The 20,522-nt window shown below is 71.7% G+C and carries 16 protein-coding genes and 1 riboswitch; of the genes, 9 read left to right on the top strand and 7 right to left on the bottom strand.

All coding sequences use genetic code 11. The features are described 5' to 3' along the window. The first annotated feature begins 62 nt into the window (after window positions 1–62). Window positions 63–1,151, top strand: coding sequence for a saccharopine dehydrogenase NADP-binding domain-containing protein (locus ACH5AO_RS00255; RefSeq protein WP_398920173.1), 1,089 nt, complete (start codon window positions 63–65; stop codon window positions 1,149–1,151). Between the two features lie 60 nt (window positions 1,152–1,211). Here the strand turns inward: ACH5AO_RS00255 and ACH5AO_RS00250 are convergent, their stop codons facing one another. Further along, a complete protein-coding gene (locus ACH5AO_RS00250; RefSeq protein ID WP_398920172.1) occupies window positions 1,212–1,643 on the bottom strand; it encodes a Fur family transcriptional regulator in 432 nt (143 codons plus the stop codon). Window positions 1,644–2,068: 425 nt separating this feature from the next. Beyond that, entirely contained in the window at window positions 2,069–2,239 is a 171-nt protein-coding gene (gene rpmF / locus ACH5AO_RS00245; RefSeq protein ID WP_398920170.1) for a 50S ribosomal protein L32, read from the bottom strand. Window positions 2,240–3,186: 947 nt separating this feature from the next. Between rpmF and ACH5AO_RS00240 the strand changes: the two genes are divergently transcribed. Further along, entirely contained in the window at window positions 3,187–5,106 is a 1,920-nt protein-coding gene (locus tag ACH5AO_RS00240; RefSeq protein WP_398920168.1) for an ABC transporter ATP-binding protein, read from the top strand. Between the two features lie 385 nt (window positions 5,107–5,491). Here ACH5AO_RS00240 and ACH5AO_RS00235 read toward each other — a convergent pair whose 3' ends face one another. Then, on the bottom strand, window positions 5,492–6,958 hold the full coding sequence (locus tag ACH5AO_RS00235; RefSeq protein ID WP_398920166.1) for a non-reducing end alpha-L-arabinofuranosidase family hydrolase: 1,467 nt from the start codon (window positions 6,956–6,958) through the stop codon (window positions 5,492–5,494). Window positions 6,959–7,683: 725 nt separating this feature from the next. Here ACH5AO_RS00235 and ACH5AO_RS00230 point away from each other — a divergent pair. Then, window positions 7,684–9,111, top strand: coding sequence for an endo-1,4-beta-xylanase (locus ACH5AO_RS00230; RefSeq protein ID WP_398920163.1), 1,428 nt, complete (start codon window positions 7,684–7,686; stop codon window positions 9,109–9,111). A gap of 334 nt (window positions 9,112–9,445) precedes the next feature. Here ACH5AO_RS00230 and ACH5AO_RS00225 read toward each other — a convergent pair whose 3' ends face one another. After that, window positions 9,446–10,273: an SDR family NAD(P)-dependent oxidoreductase gene (locus ACH5AO_RS00225; RefSeq protein WP_398920161.1), complete on the bottom strand. Its 828-nt coding sequence runs from the start codon at window positions 10,271–10,273 to the stop codon at window positions 9,446–9,448. Window positions 10,274–10,611: 338 nt separating this feature from the next. Continuing rightward, a complete protein-coding gene (locus ACH5AO_RS00220; RefSeq protein WP_398920160.1) occupies window positions 10,612–10,848 on the bottom strand; it encodes a hypothetical protein in 237 nt (78 codons plus the stop codon). A 231-nt stretch (window positions 10,849–11,079) separates the two neighbouring features. On the opposite strand from ACH5AO_RS00220, the gene ACH5AO_RS00215 reads away from it, so the two are divergent. The 6 genes from ACH5AO_RS00215 to ACH5AO_RS00190 all read left to right on the top strand — a co-directional run bounded on the left by ACH5AO_RS00215 (window position 11,080) and on the right by ACH5AO_RS00190 (window position 17,636). After that, on the top strand, window positions 11,080–12,060 hold the full coding sequence (locus ACH5AO_RS00215) for a ferric reductase-like transmembrane domain-containing protein (protein WP_398920158.1): 981 nt from the start codon (window positions 11,080–11,082) through the stop codon (window positions 12,058–12,060). Window positions 12,061–12,114: 54 nt separating this feature from the next. After that, window positions 12,115–12,462, top strand: a complete 348-nt coding sequence (locus ACH5AO_RS00210; protein ID WP_398920156.1) for a (2Fe-2S) ferredoxin domain-containing protein — start codon at window positions 12,115–12,117, stop codon at window positions 12,460–12,462. Window positions 12,463–12,548: 86 nt separating this feature from the next. Further along, window positions 12,549–12,628: riboswitch (cobalamin riboswitch) on the top strand. 122 nt (window positions 12,629–12,750) lie between these two features. Continuing rightward, window positions 12,751–13,854 (top strand): FecCD family ABC transporter permease, encoded by a 1,104-nt coding sequence (locus ACH5AO_RS00205; RefSeq protein WP_398920155.1) that lies wholly within the window; start codon window positions 12,751–12,753, stop codon window positions 13,852–13,854. Further along, on the top strand, window positions 13,854–14,627 hold the full coding sequence (locus tag ACH5AO_RS00200; protein WP_398920153.1) for an ABC transporter ATP-binding protein: 774 nt from the start codon (window positions 13,854–13,856) through the stop codon (window positions 14,625–14,627). Before ACH5AO_RS00205 ends, ACH5AO_RS00200 begins: the two co-directional genes overlap by 1 nt. 35 nt (window positions 14,628–14,662) lie before the next feature. After that, a complete protein-coding gene (locus ACH5AO_RS00195; RefSeq protein WP_398920151.1) occupies window positions 14,663–15,685 on the top strand; it encodes an ABC transporter substrate-binding protein in 1,023 nt (340 codons plus the stop codon). A 415-nt stretch (window positions 15,686–16,100) separates the two neighbouring features. Further along, window positions 16,101–17,636: a glycoside hydrolase family 43 protein gene (locus ACH5AO_RS00190; protein WP_398921059.1), complete on the top strand. Its 1,536-nt coding sequence runs from the start codon at window positions 16,101–16,103 to the stop codon at window positions 17,634–17,636. 391 nt (window positions 17,637–18,027) lie between these two features. Here the strand turns inward: ACH5AO_RS00190 and ACH5AO_RS00185 are convergent, their stop codons facing one another. Next, entirely contained in the window at window positions 18,028–19,491 is a 1,464-nt protein-coding gene (locus ACH5AO_RS00185) for an endo-1,4-beta-xylanase (protein ID WP_398920150.1), read from the bottom strand. A 596-nt stretch (window positions 19,492–20,087) separates the two neighbouring features. Then, complete coding sequence (locus ACH5AO_RS00180; RefSeq protein ID WP_398920148.1) at window positions 20,088–20,498, bottom strand: FKBP-type peptidyl-prolyl cis-trans isomerase; 411 nt, start codon at window positions 20,496–20,498, stop codon at window positions 20,088–20,090. Window positions 20,499–20,522: the final 24 nt, after the last annotated feature.

Genomic DNA, 20,522 nt, shown 5'->3' with positions numbered 1-20,522 from the left:
GTAATTACGATAATAGTTATCATTTTCAAGAAGGGGTTAGATAGGGAATGACGAGGAAAACCGTGCGACACACGGGAACCGTCGGCGTGCTGGGCGGCTACGGAGCGGTCGGCGGCGCCGTCGTACGACGGCTCCACCGGGCGGGGGCCGGCCCGTTGCTGGTGGCCGGCCGCGATCCGGGCCGGGCCGAGGAACTGATCGCGGGCCTCCCCGAAGGAGGCCCGGACGTGAGCGCCCGCGCCGTCGACCTGGCCGACGCGGAGGCATTGGACCGCTTCACGGCGGACTGCCGGCTCGTCGTCAACTGCGCGGGGCCGTCGTACCGGGTCCTCGACACGGTCGCGCGGTCCGCGCTGCGCGGCGGTGCCGACTACGTCGACGCGGCCGGTGACGACCCGGTCCACCACCTGCTCGCCACCGACGGGGGTGCCGGACGGTGGGCGGCCGCAGGACGGGTGGCCGTGCTGTCCGCCGGCGCGCTGCCGGGCCTGTCGTCGCTGCTGCCCCGCGCCCTCGCCGCCCGTACCCCCGGCGCCACGGCACTGGACGCCTACCTGGGCGGTGTCGCGCCGCTCACGCCGGCGGCGGCCGGCGACGTACTGCTCGGCCGAGGGCCGGAACACGGCACTCCGGCGGCGGTCTGGCAGCGGGACCGCGTCCGGGAGCGCGCCCTGTCGCCCCGCCGGGGGCTGCGGCTCGACGCCTTCCCCGCCCCCGTCGACGCCTTCCCCTACCTGTCCACCGAGGCCGTCCGGCTGGCCCGCGCCACGGGCATCGGACAAGTGCGCTGGTACACCGTCTTCGGTGGTGGGCGCCTGGCCGAGGAACTGGCCATGGCGTGGGCCCTGGACAGCGCGGAGACCGCCGGGCTGGTCGCGGCGGCCGATGAGGACGTGCGGCGCCACGGGGCCTGGTACGGACAGGAGTTCCACCTCAGGGACGGAGCCGGGGACGGCCGGCCGGTCGCGAGCCTCGTCCTGCGTGCCGCGGACTCCTACGAACTGAGCGGGTTCCTCGCGGCCGTCGCCGCTCTCCGGACGCTCGACGGGGTGATCGCTCCCGGTGTGCACTTCGCCGCGGACGTGCTCGATCCCGCACGCGTCACCGAGGAACTGGCGGCGGACGGTGCGGCGGAGCTGAGCATGTCGTAGGCGTCCGCCGGTGCGCTCTCCCGGTCCGCCGGCGGCCGCACCGGGAGAGCGCACCGCCGGTCAGAAGTCCGTCCGGTGGTCCGCCGGCCCGGGGCGGCAGCCGTCGCACACACCCGTCAGTTCGACGGTGTGGTCCACGGCGTGGAATCCGATGTCGCGCGCGACCCTCACCACCCACTCCTCGACTTCCTCGGAGTCGACGGCCAGGCCGAGGCCGCACTCCCGGCAGACGAGGTAATGGCGGTGGCCGCCGTCCGGCCTGGGCCGGTAGAGGCGTTCGCCGTCGCCGTCCCGCACCACGTCGACGTGCCCGGCCGCCTCCAGCAGCCGGAGGGTGCGGTAGACGGTGGACAGTCCCACCGCCGTACCGTCCGCGACCAGGGCCGTGTGCAGGCCCTGCGCCGAGACGAAGACGTCGCGGGCGCGCAGGGCGTCGAGGACTGCGGCTCGCTGCGGGGTCGTGCGCCACGCGCCGCGGGCCCTTCCGTGCATGAGTGTGTCTCCCGTCGCTCATGAGGACCGTCCGGGCACCGCGGGGGCGGTCCCGGACGGCCCCGTGCCCGGGCCGGACGGCCGCCGTCACGCCCTCGTGACCGTGCCCGGGAGCGCGGACCCGCCGGTGTCCCGAGGAGGGAAGAGGGCATCGGCGGGCGCCTGCCGGCCGTCGGCCATCAGCCGTGCGGAGAGGGGCGCGCGGGTCCTGCCGTTGCGGGCCGGTACCGATGAGCACCGGCTCCCGCGCGTGGGGGACGTCGGCGTACCCGGTCCCGGACGGCTCGAAGCGGCCCACGGGCCCGTCACGTCCGTGTGGTGCCCCCGGCCTCTGTGACGTGTCCGGCGTGGAACTCCCGGACCCGGCCCGGCGCCGGGGACGCCCGGCGGCGCGGCGTCGGGCCGACGCCGCGAGGGCGTCGGCGTCAGCCCTCCGGGCGCAGCAGGCCCCGCCGGTAGGCGGGCACGAGGTGCTGCGGAACCCGGTGGGTCACACCGTCCACCGTGACCGGCACCAGGTTCGGGGCACTCGCCTTCCACTGGGCGCGGCGGTGGCGGGTATTGCTGCGGGACATCTTGCGCTTGGGTACGGCCATGGGGGGTTCCTCTCGGTCGGGACGGTCCGGCGGCACGGAACGTGCCGCAGGCGGGCAGGGGAGCGCACCGGCCGGGTCGGAGGCCGTCGGCCGTGATGCCGCGCCGGGACGCCACCAGCATACGACAACGGTTTTCATGTGCGATAGTTGCGGGAGTTGCCGGTGTCCGAGGCCGGTTGCCGGGCCTGGGTGGGAAGCGGTCCGGGGTGACGCCGAACGCTACGACGCGCAACTCGCCGAATCCCCCGCCCGGACGAAGAAACCCTGTACGCCCGGCGGCGAACGCACCCCGGCCGCCAACCGCCACGTCATCGGCTGCCTCGCCGGCCGCTTCGGCTTCCAAGCGATCGGCGCGGCCGCCCCAGGCGGCACCCCCTGGCCTCATCCGGCTCCTCCGGCCTGCGCTCGCTCACCGAAGCCGTGCGCGAAGCGGGAGTACGCACCGTCTTCGCGGATTTCTTCCGGTCCACACGCCTGGCCGAGGCCCCGCGCACGGAACCCGGCGGCCAGGTGCGCGTCGTCGGGCTCCCCTTCGGATCGCCGACCGGGAAGGGGGAGGGCGCCGGCACCTGCCTGCGGGCGACGCACGCCGGCGCGGCCGGAAGGGGACACGCGCGGTGGGCGAGTCGATATGCGACAGAACCGTCTCCGGTGCGGTCCTCGCCCTCGCGGTGTCCGCGGTCCTGGCGCCCGAGGGGAGAGGGAACGGTGCCTCGTCCGGCACGAAGGCGGCGCCGAGCACCACGCCGGTAAGGCGTCCTGTTCACCGACGGCGCCGGCGAGGCCGGGGGTGAGGTCGTCGCCGACCCGACCCGTGTGCCCCGTTCGGCAGTCGCTGGAGGTGGCGAGCGGCGGCCGGTGCCCGGTTCTCACCCGTACGTGGTAAATGCCTGGACCGGCGCCGCCTTTCAACGGAAGACTTCCGAACTCCGACCTCCGGGAGTGTGATGGCGACAACAGATACGCAGAGGCCGACGCCGGGCAGGAGCGCGGTCGTTCTCGCGCTGCGCCGCTACGGCCGGGAACTGCTGAGACTGCGACGGCTGGCCCTGCCCGCGCTGTTGCTGCCGGCCGTGGGCAACATCGGAATCCGCTACGTCGCCCCCCTGCTGATCGCCAAACTGGCGGGGCAGGCCGCCGACGACGGCGGTCTCACCTTCGCTTCGGCGCTGCCGTACGTGCTGGGTTTCGGCGTGGTGCTGCTGCTCGCCGAGACCGTGTGGCGGATCGGGCTGCACTGCCTGAACCGCGTGGACGCCCTCGGCATGGAACACCTCTACGTGAGCGGCATGGACGAACTCCTCGCCCAGGACGCCGCGTTCTTCCACGACAACTTCGCCGGCTCCCTGACCAAACGGGTGCTGAGTTTCGGCAAACGCTTCGAGGACTTCGTCGACACGCTGACGTACCGGATCGTGGGCAGCCTCGTCCCCCTCGTGTTCGGTGCCGTGGTGCTCTGGCACTACGAACCGATGCTCGTCGTCGGCCTCCTCGTGATGATCGCGCTGACCGTGGTGGCCGCGACGCCGCTGATCCGCCGCCGGCAGAGGCTGGTCAACGACCGTGAGGCGGCGATCGCCCGGGTCTCCGGCCACGTCGCCGACAGCCTCGCCAACATGGAGACCATCCGGGCGTTCGCGGCCGAGCGGCGGGAGGCCGACGAACACCGCAGTCGCGTCGCGGACTCCCGGCGCCTGACGCTGAAGTCGTGGGACTACGGCAATCTGCGCGTCGACACCCTGATCGCCCCCATGTCCGTGCTGACCAACGTGCTGGGACTGCTGGTCGCCATCGCCCTCGGGGGCCCGGGACAAGGAGTGGAGGAGATCGTCGTCGCCTTCACCTACTACTCCAACGCCACCCAGATCATGTTCGAGTTCAACCAGATCTACCGGCGTCTGGAGAGCTCGATGACCGAGGCCGCGCAGTTCACGGAACTGCTGCTGGATCCGCCCACCGTGCTGGACCCGGCGGAACCCGAACCGCTCGCACCGCGGGACACCGGCATCCGCTTCGAAGCGGTGACCTTCGCCCACGCGGGTGCGGAGCCGATCTTCCGGGGACTCGACCTGGAGGTGCCCGCGGGCGCACGGATCGGCCTGGTCGGCAGGTCCGGCGGCGGCAAGACCACGCTCACCCGGCTCCTGCTGCGGATGTCGGACATCCACGGCGGACGCGTCCTGATCGGCGGTCAGGACATCAGCCTGCTGCGCCAGAACGACCTGCGCTCACTGATCGCCTACGTCCCGCAGGAACCCGCCATGTTCCACCGCAGCCTGCGGGACAACATCGCCTTCGCCCGGCCCGGCGCCACCGACGAGGAGATCCACGCGGCGGCCGCGGCCGCGCACGTCACGGAGTTCGCCGACCAGCTCCCCGACGGCTTCGCCACCCTGGTGGGGGAGCGGGGAGTCAAACTCTCGGGCGGCCAGCGCCAGCGCGTCGCCCTCGCCAGGGCCATCCTGCGCGACGCCCCGGTCCTGCTGCTGGACGAGGCGACCAGCGCGCTGGACTCGGAGAGCGAGCTCCTCGTCCAGGACGCCCTGTGGCGGTTGATGGAGGGACGCACGGCCCTCGTGGTCGCCCACCGCCTGAGCACCGTCGCCGGCATGGACCGTCTCGTCGTCCTCGACCGCGGACGCGTCGTCGAGCAGGGCACCCACAAGGAACTGCTCGCGGCGGACGGCGCCTACGCCAAACTGTGGCAGCACCAGTCGGGCGGCTTCCTCGGCGAGAGCACCGGCCCGGCCCCCGGCGACGATCCGCCGGCGGCCGGTCTCGCCGGGCTGCCGGGACCACCCGAACCGGCGCCGGACCGGGACCGGAAGGCGTCCCCGCAGGCCCGCACGAGCACCGGACCCACCTGACCGAGCCGCTCCCGGCCGTCGCCGGGCCGTCCGTCGCCGACGAAGCCGGAGCCCGCCCCGCGGGACGGGCTCCTCCGCGGGACCGGCCGGCATCCGGTCGGCCCCACGGATGCCGACCGAGGCGCGGAACGAGGAGTCCGGCGGTGCCGCGGCCGACGGCGTACAACCGGCCGGGCGGCCACGGACGACAATGGAACCCGCAGTCGTCCTCCGGCGCTCGTCGGCCTTGCCGGTGTCAGTCGGGCCGGCGGACGACCGCCTCGTGGCCGCCCGCGCTCGTGTGGTGACCCGTCAGGCGGGTCGACGCGCGGTCGGCACCGGTCCGAGGCGATCGTCCGCCGGGCCCGTCACACCGCCTCCCTCGGAGCCGGACCCCGTCGTGCCGTCAGCGCCGCAGGGTCAGCAGGCCGGGACGGTAGGGCAGGAGGCCGTAGTCGCCGCCGGAGTTGGGGCTGCGTCCCTGGTAGAGCAACTGCAGGTTGCAGGGATCGACGGTCATGGTCTGATCGGGGCTGGTGCGGATCAGTTCGCCGTGACTGATGTCGTTGGTCCAGGTGGCGCCGCTGTTGGCCTTGCCGGCGAAGGGATTGCTCTCGGTCGCGGCCTGGGGTGTCCAGGAGCCGTTCAGACTGGTGGCAGTGAACGAGCGGAAGTAGCGGCCCTGCGAGCCGATGGCCTCGACGATCATGAGGTAGCGGTTCTGGCCCTGCAGCTTGTAGACCTGCGGGGCTTCGAACAGGTTGTTCGTCGTATCGCTCATGACCACCGTCGAGGTCGAGCCGAAGCTGCCCGGGAAGTTCCCGATCGGCATGCTGGCCCGGTAGATCTTGCCGTTGTCGCCGGCGAAGAACAGGTACATGTTCGTGCCGTCACCGATGAGCGTCTGGTCGATGGGACCCGTCCCGGAGCCGGAGATGCTCCCGGAGAAGAGCGCCCGCTCGGACGACCAGCCGTTCGGGTTGGTGGGGTCGCTCGACGTCCGGTAGGAGAAGGCGGTCCCGCCCCACTGGTAGGCGAGCACCCAGATGTTCTTCGGTGCGAAGTAGAAGAGCGTGGGTGCGACCGTCGAGCTGTTCATCGCGTTCTGACCGGCCGAGGCCATCTCCGACCAGTTGCCGAACAGGCCGAAGTTCATCGAGCCCCACCGCGTCCCCGTGTCGTGCGTGGTCGCGTAGACGAGCTGCTTGCCGTTGTAGGGGGCGACGGTGAAGTCCTTGAGCGAGACCCACCCCTGCCTGGGCTGCGCCAGCGCGCCCGTCGACGTCCAGCGGTAGGCCGACGGGAGGTCGCACGAGCCGGGGGTGTCGGCGCCGACCTTGACGAGCTGCCACTGCTGGTTGGTGCCGCCCCAGTCGTCGTACTGGACGACGTTCGCGTTGTCGGCGGTGGAGGCGCCCTGTACTTCGAGGGCCTTGCCGCTGTGGCGCGAGATGAGCCTCACGTAGCCGTCCGAGCTGTCGGCCAGCCGCCACTGCTGGTTGGTGGCGTTCAGGTCGGTCCACTGGACGATCGCGCCGCCGTTCGCGGTGGACCAGTTGTGGACGTCCAGCACCTTGCCCGAGTGGCGGGACTTGAGGCGGTAGTAGCCGTCTCCGGAATCGACGAACTGCCACTGCTGCTGGTTCTGGTCGTTCCTGGTCCACTGGGTGATGCGGGCACCGTCGCCGGTCGCCAGGTTGTAGACGTCCAGGGCTTTGCCGCTGTTGCGGTTGACCAGCACGTACGAGGCGTTGGTGTCCACGGTCGCGGCCTCGGCGGGCTGGGCGCCGAGGAAGGCGGCCACCAGCAGCAGGGGCGCGAGGACGCCCAGTAAGCGTCTTGGACGGACCGGGGACGGGGAGCGGAACCACATCAGAGGGCCTCCTTGGGGGCGGGGTGGGGGTGCCGCCGATGAACCGCGGAGCGGCAGCCGCGCCGACACAGGGGATTCGAAAGTTTCGAAGTGATCTCGGTCCTGTGACGCCACAAGCTAGGAAGGCGGGGCCCTCCGGTCAAGGTCTGTCACCGATATCTCCACGAGCATTTCCTCCCTCGGGGTGTGACGGGTCCTCGCGTTGATCAGGAAACCCCAGGTGGTTCGCGGTGTGGCCAGCCGGTCCAGGAGTTCACCCACCTCGGCTGAGCATCGAAAGTTTCGAATGGAAAGTTGAAACTTTTCTTCCGCAAGGGTTGACGAGTCACCGTCAACCCCTCAATCATCCTGTCTGGTAAACCGATCGCAATACGAGATATCGAACAATGCTGGTCCCGGGCAGTCTGAGCCGCACCGCAGAGCCGCGCACGGCTGCACGACGGATCCGCACACCGAAGCACCTGCGCCGCCCCGTTCTTCGTCCCGATGAGGTTCGCACCGACGCATCCCGCCCCTCCGCGCAGCAGGAGAGGTGCGCGACGCCGAGTGACGGTCTCCCGGCCGAGCCGCGATGGAGGATCACCGTGTCCGTGCCGGAAGACCACTGCCGTCCGGCGTACGTCACCCGGCGGCCGGCCGGGCCCGTCCGTGCCGGTTGAGATCCTCCCGGGTCCCATGACCGCGGTGTCCGGCCATCCCGTCATCCCTACTTTGGAGGCACAGCAATGGGCTCTTATGCCCTTCCCAGACCCGCAGTCCGGCGGAAGGTCCGCGTTCTGCTGCTGGCACTGGTCGCCGGCGTCCTCGGTGTGGTCGCCGCACTGGTCGCGCCGCCGTCCGCGCAGGCCGCCGAGAGCACGCTCGGCGCCGCCGCGGCGCAGAGCGGCCGCTACTTCGGCGTCGCCATCGCCTCGGGCAAGCTCGGCGACTCGGCCTACACGTCGATCGCGAGCCGCGAGTTCAACTCGGTGACGGCCGAGAACGAGATGAAGATCGACGCCACCGAACCGCAGCCGGGCCAGTTCAACTTCTCCGCCGCCGACCGCGTCTACAACTGGGCGGTGCAGAACGGCAAGGAGGTGCGCGGTCACACCCTGGCCTGGCACTCCCAGCAGCCCGGCTGGATGCAGAACCTCAGCGGCAGCTCCCTGCGCCAGGCGATGATCAACCACATCAACGGCGTGATGAACCACTACAAGGGCAAGATCGCGCAGTGGGACGTCGTGAACGAGGCCTTCGCCGACGGCAGTTCGGGCGCCCGGCGCGACTCCAACCTGCAGCGCACCGGCAACGACTGGATCGAGGTCGCCTTCCGCACCGCGCGCGCCGCCGACCCGTCCGCCAAGCTCTGCTACAACGACTACAACGTCGAGAACTGGACCTGGGCCAAGACCCAGGCCATGTACAACATGGTGCGTGACTTCAAGCAGCGCGGTGTGCCGATCGACTGCGTCGGCTTCCAGTCGCACTTCAACAGCGGCAGCCCCTACAACAGCAACTTCCGCACCACCCTGCAGAACTTCGCCGCCCTCGGCGTCGACGTGGCCGTCACCGAACTCGACATCCAGGGCGCCTCGTCCACGACCTACGCCAACGTGGTCAACGACTGCCTGGCCGTCTCCCGCTGCCTCGGCGTCACCGTCTGGGGTGTGCGCGACAGCGACTCCTGGCGGTCGGGGGACACGCCGCTGCTGTTCAACAACAACGGCAGCAAGAAGCCCGCGTACACCGCCGTCCTCGACGCGCTCAACGGCGGCGACACCTCGGAGCCTCCCACCGACGGCGACACGATCAAGGGCGTCGGTTCGGGCCGCTGCCTGGACGTGCCCGGCAGCAGCACCACCGACGGCACCCAGCTCCAGCTGTGGGACTGCCACGGCAACAGCAACCAGCAGTGGGAGTACACCGACGCCGGTGAGCTCAGGGTCTACGGCAACAAGTGCCTGGACGCCGCCGGCACCGGCAACGGCACCAAGGTCCAGATCTACAGCTGCTGGGGCGGCGACAACCAGAAGTGGCGCCTCAACTCCGACGGATCCATCGTCGGCGTCCAGTCCGGCCTCTGCCTCGACGCCGCCGGATCCGCCAACGGCAGCCTGATCCAGCTCTACTCCTGCACCAACGGCAGCAACCAGCGCTGGACCCGCGCCTGACCGGACCCGCGCGAAGACACCGCTGATGATCACGAGGGCCGTCGCCGTGGTGGCGGCGGCCCTCGCGACCGGCACGGCCCGGCACGGACGTCACGACTTCCGCTGCCGGGTCCCGGTGATCCGCCCACGGGTCATCCGGCCGGCACGACCGGCACACGGCCTCTCGCGCCGGTCACCGGCGCTTCCGCCGGGATCGGACACGAACCGGCCCGGCGGTTCACCGAGCACGGCTACGGCCTCGTCCGCCTCTCGGCCTCGTGCTACGGCCTCGTGACGGCCTGCGGCCGGTTCCGGCCGGTTCAGGCCCTCCCGCGCCGGTCCCGTCGGCACGCGGTCACTCCCGTGCGGGCGGGCCGGGCCGACTCCCGCCCCGGCGGGCCGCCGTGCGGATCGCCAGTTCGGCCTCCGCCAGATCGTCGATCAGGGCCGGGTCCCCGAGCCCCGGCACACACACCACCTCGCCGGTGTCCAGCGCGGCCAGTGACGCGTCGACGACCTGGTCCACGGGCATGCCGCCTTCCTCGTGCACGGACGGGTCCCGCTCCGGCACGGGCTCGTCACCGCGCGACCGGTGGAACTCGGTGGCGGTCAGCCCGGGGCACAGCACCTGGATCCGCAGCGGTGTGCCGGCCAGTTCGGCGGCGAGCGTACGGGTGAAGGTGACCACGTAGCCCTTGGTGCCGCCGTACACCGCGCGTTCGGGCAGCGGACGCGGCGGCAGCGCGCCCGCGAAGGCCAGCTGTGAGGCCACGTTGACCAGGGTTCCGCGCCCGCGTTCCAGCATGGCCGGGACCGCGGCCCGCGCGAGCGCGGTGACGGCGAGGACGTTGATGTCGAGGATCTTCGTCATGAGTTCCGGTTCGAGTCCCGCGAACGGACCGTAACCGTTGATCCCCGCGTTGTTGAGGAGGAACCCGATGTCGTCGCCCGCCGCACGCCGCGCCACCCGCGCCAGGTCACCGGGTTCGGACAGATCGGCCACGAGGGTCTCCACCGCGGTGCCCGTCGCCTCGCGCAGCCGCCGCGCGAGGTCGTCGAGCCGCTGTGCCCTTCTGGCCACGAGGACGGTGTCCCACCCGTGGGAGGCCAGCCGTCCGGCGTAGGCGGCGCCGATGCCGGAGGAGGCTCCCGTCACCAGGGCCGTGCCACGTCGTGTACTCACTGGTATGCCACCTTCCGTGCCGACGGTGCGCGCATGTCGTGACCGGTGACGGGTGCCCCGGGTGAGGGGCCCGTGCGTGGGGGAGACCGGAAGTCACGCACGAGTACCCGCCGCACCGGGTGCCGGAACACGGCACCCGAGGGAGACTCCCGACCAGCAAGGCCGTCCTCGTCACCGGCGCCGGACGCGGTCCGGGGACGGACACGCCCGCGAAGCCCCCCCCGCAGGCCACCGGGCCCCCGGACACGGGGACCCGCGGTCTCCCGCGCCCGGCGAACGGACCGGTGCCGGTGCGCACGGGCTCCCCGGAACCGGACCGGAAGGACGTACGCACGTGACTACGCGCTGTCCGTGAGGGCCTCGTAACCGCGCGAACGAGCACAGTGGGCGCAGCAGAAGAACTGCCCGTCGACCTGGTGTCCGTGCCCGAGGACCTTGCACCGGCAGTTGTCACAGACCGGCGCCAGCCTGTGGGCCGCGCACTCCAGGCTGTCGAACGTGTGCACCGCCCCACCGAACGTGTGCACCTCGAAGGACAGGGCGTAGTCGTTCCCGCACACCTCGCAGACCGCCATGGCGTCCTCCTTTCCGAGTGGCGACCGGGTACCGCGCCGCGTCCGTCGCATGCGGCCCACTCGCCGAGCGCGACCGCGTCCTCCCGCAGCCGTACCGCTGCGGGATTCCCCCTCGCGACGGCGGCTCTGGCCGGATACCGCCTCGGTGGTCCGCCGCCTCCTCAGCCAGACTTGTCGTCCGAAGCCACATGCGCACCGCTGCCGCGATGGCCCGTGCCCGGGAGGACCTTGATGACGTCGGACGTGAGGTCGGACGAGGACGGGGCGGTGGCACCGCCCGGACGACGACGGCCTCCCGGCGACCGCGTCGCGCTCCGCGCCGACCTGCGCTCCGCCCTGCCCGACGCCGGCGCGGCGGTGGTGGTCACGGCGCTCGTCTTCGCCCTCCTGTGGGCGCGCATGGAGTCGGGTGCTTCGGACACCGTCGCGGTCATGCCGTTCATGGACGACCCCGGCACCTACTGGATGTACCTGCTCAGCCAGGCGTTCGGCTGGTCGGGGCTGCTGTGGGCGTGGGGCACGGTCATGCTGGGCCTGCTGCTGTCGGGGCCGCGCCCCGCCCGGCTGCCGGTCTCCCGGCAGACACTGGAGCGCTGGCACCGCACCACGAGCCTGACCACGACGGCGCTGATGTTCGCGCACGCGCTGATGTTCGCCGCGGAACTCGTCCGCTACGAGACCAAGGTGGACTGGGCGGAACGGCTGTGGGTGGCCTTCGCGGACACCTTCGTGCCGGGCTGGTACGACTCCGGAACCGGCCGGATCGCCATCCCGATCGGCCAGGGCGCCCTGTACCTGGCGGTTCCGCTGGGGCTGCTGTTCTACGTCCGGCACCGCATCGGGGCGAACACCTGGCGGCGCCTGCACCGCTTCGTGATCGTCGTGTACGTGCTGAGCGTGTGGCACACGCTGCTGTACGGGACCAACGTCTGGTACGGGGAGTGGCCGCGCACCGTGCTGTGGCTGCTGCAACTGCCGGTCGCCGCGCTGCTGTTGCTGCGTCTGCTGAGACCCGCCCGGCGGGCCGAACGGCTGGGCTCCCCCGGTGCGGGAGCGGCCCACCCGGCCTGGTGGGCGCGGGTGGCGGGACGGGTCGCCGTCGGAGCCGTCGTCGTCGGGCTGGTCGTCGTGGTGGTGTCCGGTCGTGACGGCGGACGGGACCGTCCGACCCATCCGCCCGCGACGGCCCCGCACGCCCAGGAGACGGACTGACGGCGCCCGGACCGGAACACCGACGGCGCCCGGACCGGAACGGCGACCGGCCCCGTGCCGTGCCGCGTCGTCGTGTGCCGCGACTGCTGCCGCGGCGGCCCCGGAGCGACCGGCGCCGACCACGCGGCCCGGACCGAACGCCTGCGCGCCGCGGCACCGGTATGCGTCTCCGACCGCCTCGACGTCTGCGACCGGGCCGACGCCGTCGTCGTACGGCCCTCCGCCGAAGGCCGTACCACCGGCGCCCGGCCCGTCCGGCCCATCCAGCCGGCCCGGCCCGTCCGGCCCGGACCGGTCGACGACCCGGACGCGACCGGGGACGTCGTCGCAGGGACCCGCGCAGGCGGTCCCGGCGAGCGCACCGTCCACGCCCCGCCCCTGCGCACGGCCGACGCCCGCTGAGCACGACCCTGCCGCGGTGGCGCGAACCCGCGCCCGGCTCAGGGGAGGAAGCGCGGCGGCACACGCTAAGCTGCAAGCGCCCCGCGGGGGAAGTCCGGTCGAAGTCCGGCGCTGACCCGCAACGGTAGGCGGAGTCCCGTACGGGGTTCCGTGAGCCCGATCACCCGCGGTGGTGAAGCTCCTGTCGATCGCCGTGGACTGCGAGAGGGCGCTGCGTACGGCGCCCTGCGCCCGGAGCCGCTCCTTCGATCACGTAGGTGCACGGCCCGAGGCGAAAGCGATCCGCCTGTGGCCACGCTCCGCGACCGCATACCCGCCGTACCGCACCGCACCACGAGCGGCGGGCCCCCACCACCCCGGCGCGTCCCGTTGCCCCTGCTCGTGACCGGCCTGTGCGTCGCGCTCCCCGTCTCCTTGGTCTGCGGGGCGGGCATCGGGGCGTCGGGGCTCTCGTGGGGCGAGGCACTGCACTACCTCTGGGCGGGGCTGACCGGCGGGGTCATCGCCCCGGACGAGGTCTCCTCCTACACCATCGTGTGGGAACTGCGCTTCCCGCGCGCCGTGCTCGCGGCGGTCGTCGGCGCCGGTCTGGCAGCCGTCGGTGTCGCCGTCCAGGCCATGGTCCGCAACGCGCTCGCGGACCCGTTCGTCCTCGGCATCTCCTCCGGCGCGGGCGTGGGAGCCAACGCCGTGCTCATCTTCGGCGCCTTCGGCGCACTCGGTGTCTGGGCGCTGTCCACGGCGGCGTTCCTCTCCGCGCTCGCCGCCATGACGCTGGTGTACGCGATCGCCCGGACCCCGCGGGGACTGACACCGCTCCGCCTCCTGCTGACCGGTACCGCGATGTACTACGGATTCTCCGCCGTGACCACGTTCATGGTCTTCGCCGCCGAACACGGTGAAGCGGCCCGCTCCGCGATGATGTGGCTGCTCGGCAGCCTGGGCGGCGCGAACTGGTCCTCCGTACCGATCGCCGCGGGCGCGGTGCTGGGCGGCCTCGTCCACCTCGGATGGTCGGCCCGGCGCCTGAACGCCCTGGCGATGGGCGACGAGACCGCTGCCGCACTGGGCGTGGACCCCGGGCGGCTGCGCAGGGAACTCTTCCTCACGACCGCCGCCGTCACCGGGGCGGTGGTCGCGGTCAGCGGGGCGATCGGCTTCGTGGGCCTGATGGTTCCGCACGCCGCCCGGATGCTGGTCGGGGCGGACCACCGCCGGCTGCTGGCCGTCGCGCCCCCGGCCGGTGCCGTACTGCTGGTCTGGGTCGACATCCTGTCGCGCGTGGTGCTCGCCCCCGCCGAACTGCCGCTGGGCGTACTGACGGCCGCGATCGGCGTGCCCTGCTTCGTGCTGCTCATGCGCCGCCGCGCCTACACCTTCGGAGGCGCGTGATGCGGGTCGACATCGACACGGTCACCGTGGAGATCTCCGGTGCGCGGGTGGTGGAGGACGTCTCGCTGCGGGTGGGCAGCGGCCAGGTGGTGGGACTCGTCGGGCCCAACGGCAGCGGCAAGTCGACCCTGTTGCGATGCGTCTACCGGGCGCTGCGTCCCACGGCCGGTGCGGTACGCCTGGACGGCGACGACCTGTCGGCCATGGACGCGCGCGAGAGCGCACGTCGGCTCGCCGCCCTTCCCCAGGAAGCGGTCGCGGAGTTCGACTTCACGGCGGCCGAGGTCGTGGCCATGGGCAGGCTGCCGCACCAGGGGGCGCTGGCCCGGGACACCGACGAGGACCGGCGCACGTGTGCCGCCGCACTGGAACGAGTCGGCGCCGGCCACCTGGCCGACCGGGGCTTCCTCACGCTCTCCGGCGGCGAGAAGCAGCGGGTCCTGATCGCCCGCGCGCTCGCCCAGCGGCCCCGGGTCCTGGTGCTGGACGAGCCCACCAACCACCTGGACATCGCCCAGCAGTTGGAGGTCCTGTCCCTGGTCAGGGCCAGCGGGCTGACCGTGCTCACCGCGCTGCACGACCTCAACCTCGCAGCGCTCCACTGCGACGTCCTCCACGTCATCGACGGCGGGCGGACCGTCGCTTCCGGCGCCCCCCACGACGTCCTCACGCCCGCCCTGCTGGCCGACGTCTTCGGCGTCCGGGCGCACCGCGTCCTCCACCCCGAAACAGGCGCGGTCCAGCTGCTCTTCGACCGCCTCCCCTCCCCGTAACCCCCTTCCGGCCCCCTCGAAGGAGTCACCGTCCCATGCCGAACCGCGCACGCCCCGCCGCCCTCGCCCTCGTCCTGGCCCTCGCCGTCACCGGCTGCGGGGCGAACGTCTCGTCGCAGGAGGGGAGGAGAGACGGAGCCCGGGCGTCCGACAGTCACTATCCGGTCACGATCGAGAACTGCGGTGAGGAGAAGACGTTCGAGAGGGCTCCGCGGCGCGTGGTCACCAACGACGTGGGCATCACCGAGATCATGTTCGCCCTCGGTCTCGAGGACCACATGGCCGGATACGTCATGCCCGACGACAAGGGAGACCTCACGAAAGTGCCGTGGAAGGACGGTTACCGGAAGACCGAGTGGCTCTCGAAGGAACGGATCAACAAGGAGCTGGTCCTGGACGCCCGCGCCGACCTGGTCTTCGCGGGCTGGAACTACGGCTTCAACGAGGGCGAGGGGTTCACACCCGCCGTGCTGCGACGCCTGGGCGTCGACTCGTACCTGCTCAGTGAGTCGTGCCGCAACGGACAGGGCAAGGCCCGCGGCGTGATGCCACCGCTCGACGCGCTGTACACGGACCTGCGGAACCTGGGCGAGGTGTTCGACGTCGAGGAAAGGGCCGACACCCTCATCGACTCGTTCCGGGAGCAGGTGGCCGAAGCACAGGCGAAGGCTCCGAAGGACACCGACCGGCCGCGGGTGTTCCTCTACGACAGCGGGGAGGACAAGCCGCTCACCTCCGGCGCCTTCGCCGGACCCCACGACATCATCACCAAGGCCGGCGGCGACCACGTCATGAAGGACATCGAGGACAGCTGGACCACCGTGGGCTGGGAGACGGTCGTCGCCCGCGACCCCGAGGTCATCGTGATCAACGACTACGGCGACACCACCGCGGAACAGAAGCGGAAGTTCCTCACGTCCTACGAGCCGCTCGCGAACGTCTCCGCCGTCAAGAACGACCGGATCCTCACCCTCGACTACGCCGACCTCGTCGAGAGCCCGCGCAACCCCGCGGCCGTCAGCTCACTCGCGGCGGACCTGAGGCGCCTCGGCTCCTGAACCCGGGGTCGTCGCGCAACCCCGGGGTCGTCTCGCAGCGCTCCTCGGACCGCTACGGCAGTTCACCACCGCCGACTCCCACCACCGCCGACTCCCGTCCACCCCGGCCCACCGTGCGGACCCGGACCCCGCACGCCCGCCTCCGCCGGGGCGGCCGATCGGCTCGGCTCCGGCCACGCCCCCCGATGACGTCCATGACAGCGGCGGTCGTCGGGGCCGTGGCCACGTGACCGATCCCGCGATCGCAGCCGGCACCGAACGGACGGCACAGGAGCCTCGTCCGTGCTCGGGAGGGCCTGCCGCCCGGCCCGCTGACCCCGGACGAGCGGCTCGACCGACGTGCGACCAGCGGTGACGGGACGGCCCTTTAGACTCGCTTCCACGGCGCCCGGCGGCTCGAAGGGAAGACGTGTACGTGCACCTCTACGACAACCCTGTGATCAGCGGGTTCCACCCCGATCCGAGCGTGTGCCGGGTCGGTGACGACTACTACCTGGTGTGCTCCAGCTTCGAGTACTTCCCCGGACTACCGCTCTTCCACAGCAAGGACCTCGTGCACTGGAAGCAGATCGGCAACGTGCTCGACCGGCCCGGGCAACTGCCGCTGCCCCTCCCCGGTGCCAAGGCGTCCGGCGGCCTCTACGCCCCCACGATCCGCCACCACGACGGCCGTTACTGGGTCATCAACACCAACATCGACGGCGGCGGCAACTTCGTCGTCTCGGCCGAGCGGCCCGAGGGCCCGTGGAGCGACCCGGTGTGGATCGACCTGACCGGGATCGACCCCGACCTGGCGTGGGAGGAGGACGGCACCTGCTGGTGCGCCTTCTCCGGCCCCGAAGGCGGCATCAACATGGCCAGGATCGACCCGGTCGAGGGCGAGGTGCTGGAGGGGCCCTTCGCCACCTGGTCGGGCAGCGGCCTCAAGTACCCCGAGGCGCCGCACCTCTACCGCATCGGCGACTGGTGGTACCTGCTGATCGCGGAAGGCGGCACGGAACGCGGCCACAGCGTGTCCGTCGCCCGCAGCCGCTCACCACGCGGCCCCTGGGAGGGCGCACCCGCCAACCCGCTGCTGTCCCACAGCGGTACCGCCCGCTCCATCCAGAACACCGGCCACGCCGACCTGGTGGAGGCTCCCGACGGCAGCTGGTGGATGGTGCTGCTCGGCGTCCGCCCCCGCGGCTTCACGCCCGACGTGCACGTGCTCGGCCGCGAGACGTTCCTGACCCCCGTGGAGTGGGACGAGGACGGCTGGCCCGTCGTCGCACCCGTACCCGAGAGCCACGCGGCCCCGGGCGGTGCCTGGCATCCCGTTCCGGCCCCGCCCGCCCGCGACGACTTCGACGGGCCCGCTCTCGCGCCGCACTGGATCTCGCCGTTCGCCCGCCCGGAGGGTTCCTGGTCGCTCACCGAGCGCCCCGGCCGGCTGGTCCTCAACGCCACCGGCCCCACCCTCGACCGCCCCGGCTACACCTTCGTCGGCCGCCGCCAGCAGCACCACGACTGCCGCGCCACCACCGTGATCGACCCGGGTACGGGACGCGGTGGTCTCTGCGTGCGCCTGGACGAGGCCCACCATTACGAACTGGAGGTCGGGAACGGGGAGGCAGGAGTCGTCGCCCGGATCGGACCGCTGCGCCAGACCGTGGCCCGTCGGCCCGTTCCGGCCGGGCCGCTGGCCCTCACCGTGACGATCCGGACGGCCGGCCTCGTACCCGCGTCGCCCGAACTCACCGACGGCGGCACCACGGGCCCCGACACCCTCGCCTTCTGGCTCGACGATCCCGACGCCCCGGACGCCCGGCCCCTCGCCGAACTGGACGGGCGCTACCTGTCCACCGAGGTCGCCTGCGGCTTCACCGGCCGGGTGATCGGCATGTACGCCACCGAGGGCGCGGTCGCCTTCGACTGGTTCGAGTACGCCCCGGCCCCGGCGCCGTCCGTGTGACACCCGGCACGCGGACGGGTGCCGCCCCCTGAGGAAAACCCGTCCGCGACCGGTCCGAACCCCGGCCGAGGCACACCCGCACGCCCGGCCGCCCTGGTGCCGCGGGACCGCCCGCCCGAGCACGACCCCGGCCCGGGAACCGAGCAGGACGGCGATGCGGAAAGCGGCCCGCGCCCGCAGGCGGAACCTGGTTCACCGACGGCTCCAAGGCCGACGAGCGGCTTACCGGGACCGCGGAGGGGCACGGCTTCGCCTATGAGCTGAGCGGCTTCACCAACGTGCCGGCCAAACCGGTCTCCGGGGTGCGCGGCGAGCGGTCGTTCCTGCCCGACGGCACCGGCACGTCGATCCGGTGGACGTACGACCTGGTCGTTCGCGGTGTTCGCCGTACTTATTCAGTACCTGAGCGGCGAGCGTCGTCCAGGACGTCACGCAGCGCCCAGTAGGCGGGTTTCGCCTCGTACGTCGCGTCCCAGGGAAGAGCGTTTCCCGGACTCGGGGGATAGTGCCGCAGGTCAGCCGTGGAGCCGTACTTGTCGGTGAAACCCCAGGTCGAGAACGAGGTGCAGTTGGGTTCTTCGACGCAGACCGCGAGTTTCCCCGCCAACTGGCGTGCCTGGATGTCCTCTTCGTCCTCGTCGACGAGGACGTCCGCCTCCGAGACCCGGACCTTCAGGCCGAGCCCGGCCAGAGCCCGGACCTTGCGTCGGAAGACCTCGGGGTCGGTACGGTCGCCGACGGCGTACTCGTGGTCCTGGAAACCGACGCCATCGATCGGAACGCCCCGCTCCTTCAACCGGACCAGCAGCGCGTAGAGGGCGTCCCAGCGTGGACCGTCCTCCTCCACCCCGTACTCGTTGAGGTACAGCACCGCGTGCGGGTCGGCCTCGCGGGCAGCATGGAAGGCGATGTCGATGTACTGTTCACCCATCGCGTCGAACCACAACTGAGGCCGCACGCCCTGGTTTCCGTTGGAGTAGTCCTCGTCCTCGTCGGACATGGGCTCGTTCACCACGTCCCATTCCGCCACCTTCCCCCGGAAGTGGCCCGCCACCGCGCGTATGTGCTCCACCATGACGCGCCTGCGCTGCTCGTGCGTCATCTCGGCGCGCATCCATGCGGGCAGGGCTTCGAACCAGACGAGGGTGTGGGCGTGCACCTTCATCCTGTTGGCCTCGGCGAAGTCCACCAAGGCATCGCCTTCCGCGAACGCGAACACGCCGCGTCGAGGCTGGACGAACTGCGGCTTGAAGTCGTTCTCCGGCGTGAGCATGGAGAACTCCTCACCCGCCGTCCGGCGGTAGGCGCTGTCGGTCAGCAAGGGGCCCGCGGCCAGGGCGGTTCCCATACGGATCGGGCGTGAGAGAACCGCCGCCAGATCACGCATCGCATCGCTGGACCGGGGCACTCGCAGGTCAGGCGCGTCCACGACGGACATCCGGCCCCCTCCCAGGGACCGCGCGTGGAGATCGCTGAGGGTCCAGCCCTTCCCGCGGGCTCCCGCGTCCGCGCCGAACCAGATGCGGCCACTGCCGAAGACGTCCCGCGCGGGAACGGTTCCCACGACCCTGCCGTCGGCCTCCAGCACAAGCCTGTCCGCGCGGACTTCGACGGCGAGGCGGACTTCACGCCCCAGGCCGCTCCCGAAGGTCCGGGTCGCCGCGGGTCTGTCGGAGTCCCCGTCCCAGCGGTCGATCCGGAGCCTCCCGTCGACCACGCCGATGCGCACGCCGCGCCGTTCGTAGCGCCATTCGTCGTAGACGACCGGCGTCTCACCGTACAGATGCAGGTAGGCATCCGTGTCATCCGTGCGCCGCAGGCCGGCTTCGATCCGGACATCCCCTCGGAACACCATGTGGGGGCCGCGCAGGTTCACCGGTGGGTTCGGCTGTCCGCCGGTACCGTCCTGGTGTGTGATGCGCCGGTCGAGGGATGTGATCCGTACCCCTGTGCGCGTGGGCTTCCCGCCGGCGAAGTGAGTCCAGTCCCTGCCGTTCAGGAGGTCCTCCATGGGTCCCCCCGCGGGCGCGGAGGTGCCGGCGCGGTCCCCCGAGACACCAGCGACCAAGGCACACGCGACCGCGATGACAGCACTCTTCCGAAACCGCATGGACAGCAGCACTCCGTATCCTCAGCCCGTCCTCCGACGGCATCGCAGCCCTCAGCCACACCGTCGCCGAGCACCGTCCTCCCCAGCCGCGGCAAGAACGGTGCGCAACCGATCGCGCCGCCCCGCTGTGACTGATCGTCATTGTTTCAGCCTCGAAGACCTCCGGGACCGGCTCGTCGGCGCGGACTGGTACGAGGACGAGGACCGCACCGCGTACGGGCTCACCTCCCGGCAGATCGAAGAACTCAAGGCGTGGGCGCCGGAGTGGGCGGACGATCCGGGTGCGCGGATCCCTGACGAGAACGCCTGGGGCGAGGGCGCGGAAACAGGAACGGTCCGGGTCAGCGGGCGTTGCTCCAGCCGCCTGTGCCGGCGGAGTACGAGTCGAGCAGGTCCACCACGAAGACCAGGGTCGAGCCCGCCGGAATCAACGGCGAGGGCGACTGGTTGCCGTAGCCGAGACGCGGGGGAACGACGATCTCGCGCCGACCGCCGACCTTCATCCCCCTCAACCCCCGGTCCCAGCCCTTGATGACCCTGCCGCTGCCCAGGGCGAACTTGAACGGCTGGTCACGCTCCCAGGAGGAGTCGAACTCCTTCCCCGTCTCGAAGGTCACCCCGACGTAGTGGACCCTGACCACCGTGCCCGGCTTCACCTCGGCCCCGTCCCCGACGACCAGGTCCCGGACGGTCAGCTCGGCAGGCGCGGCACCCTCCGGGACGTCGACCTCGGGCTTCGTCAGTTCACTCATCGCAGTTCCGTCACTCTCCGTCGC

It is taken from the genome of Streptomyces sp. NPDC018964 (genome assembly GCF_044390325.1).
In the GTDB taxonomy this organism is placed as follows: domain Bacteria; phylum Actinomycetota; class Actinomycetes; order Streptomycetales; family Streptomycetaceae; genus Streptomyces.
Note: the sequence above shows the minus strand (reverse complement) of the source record. Positions and strands in the feature narration are given on the sequence as shown.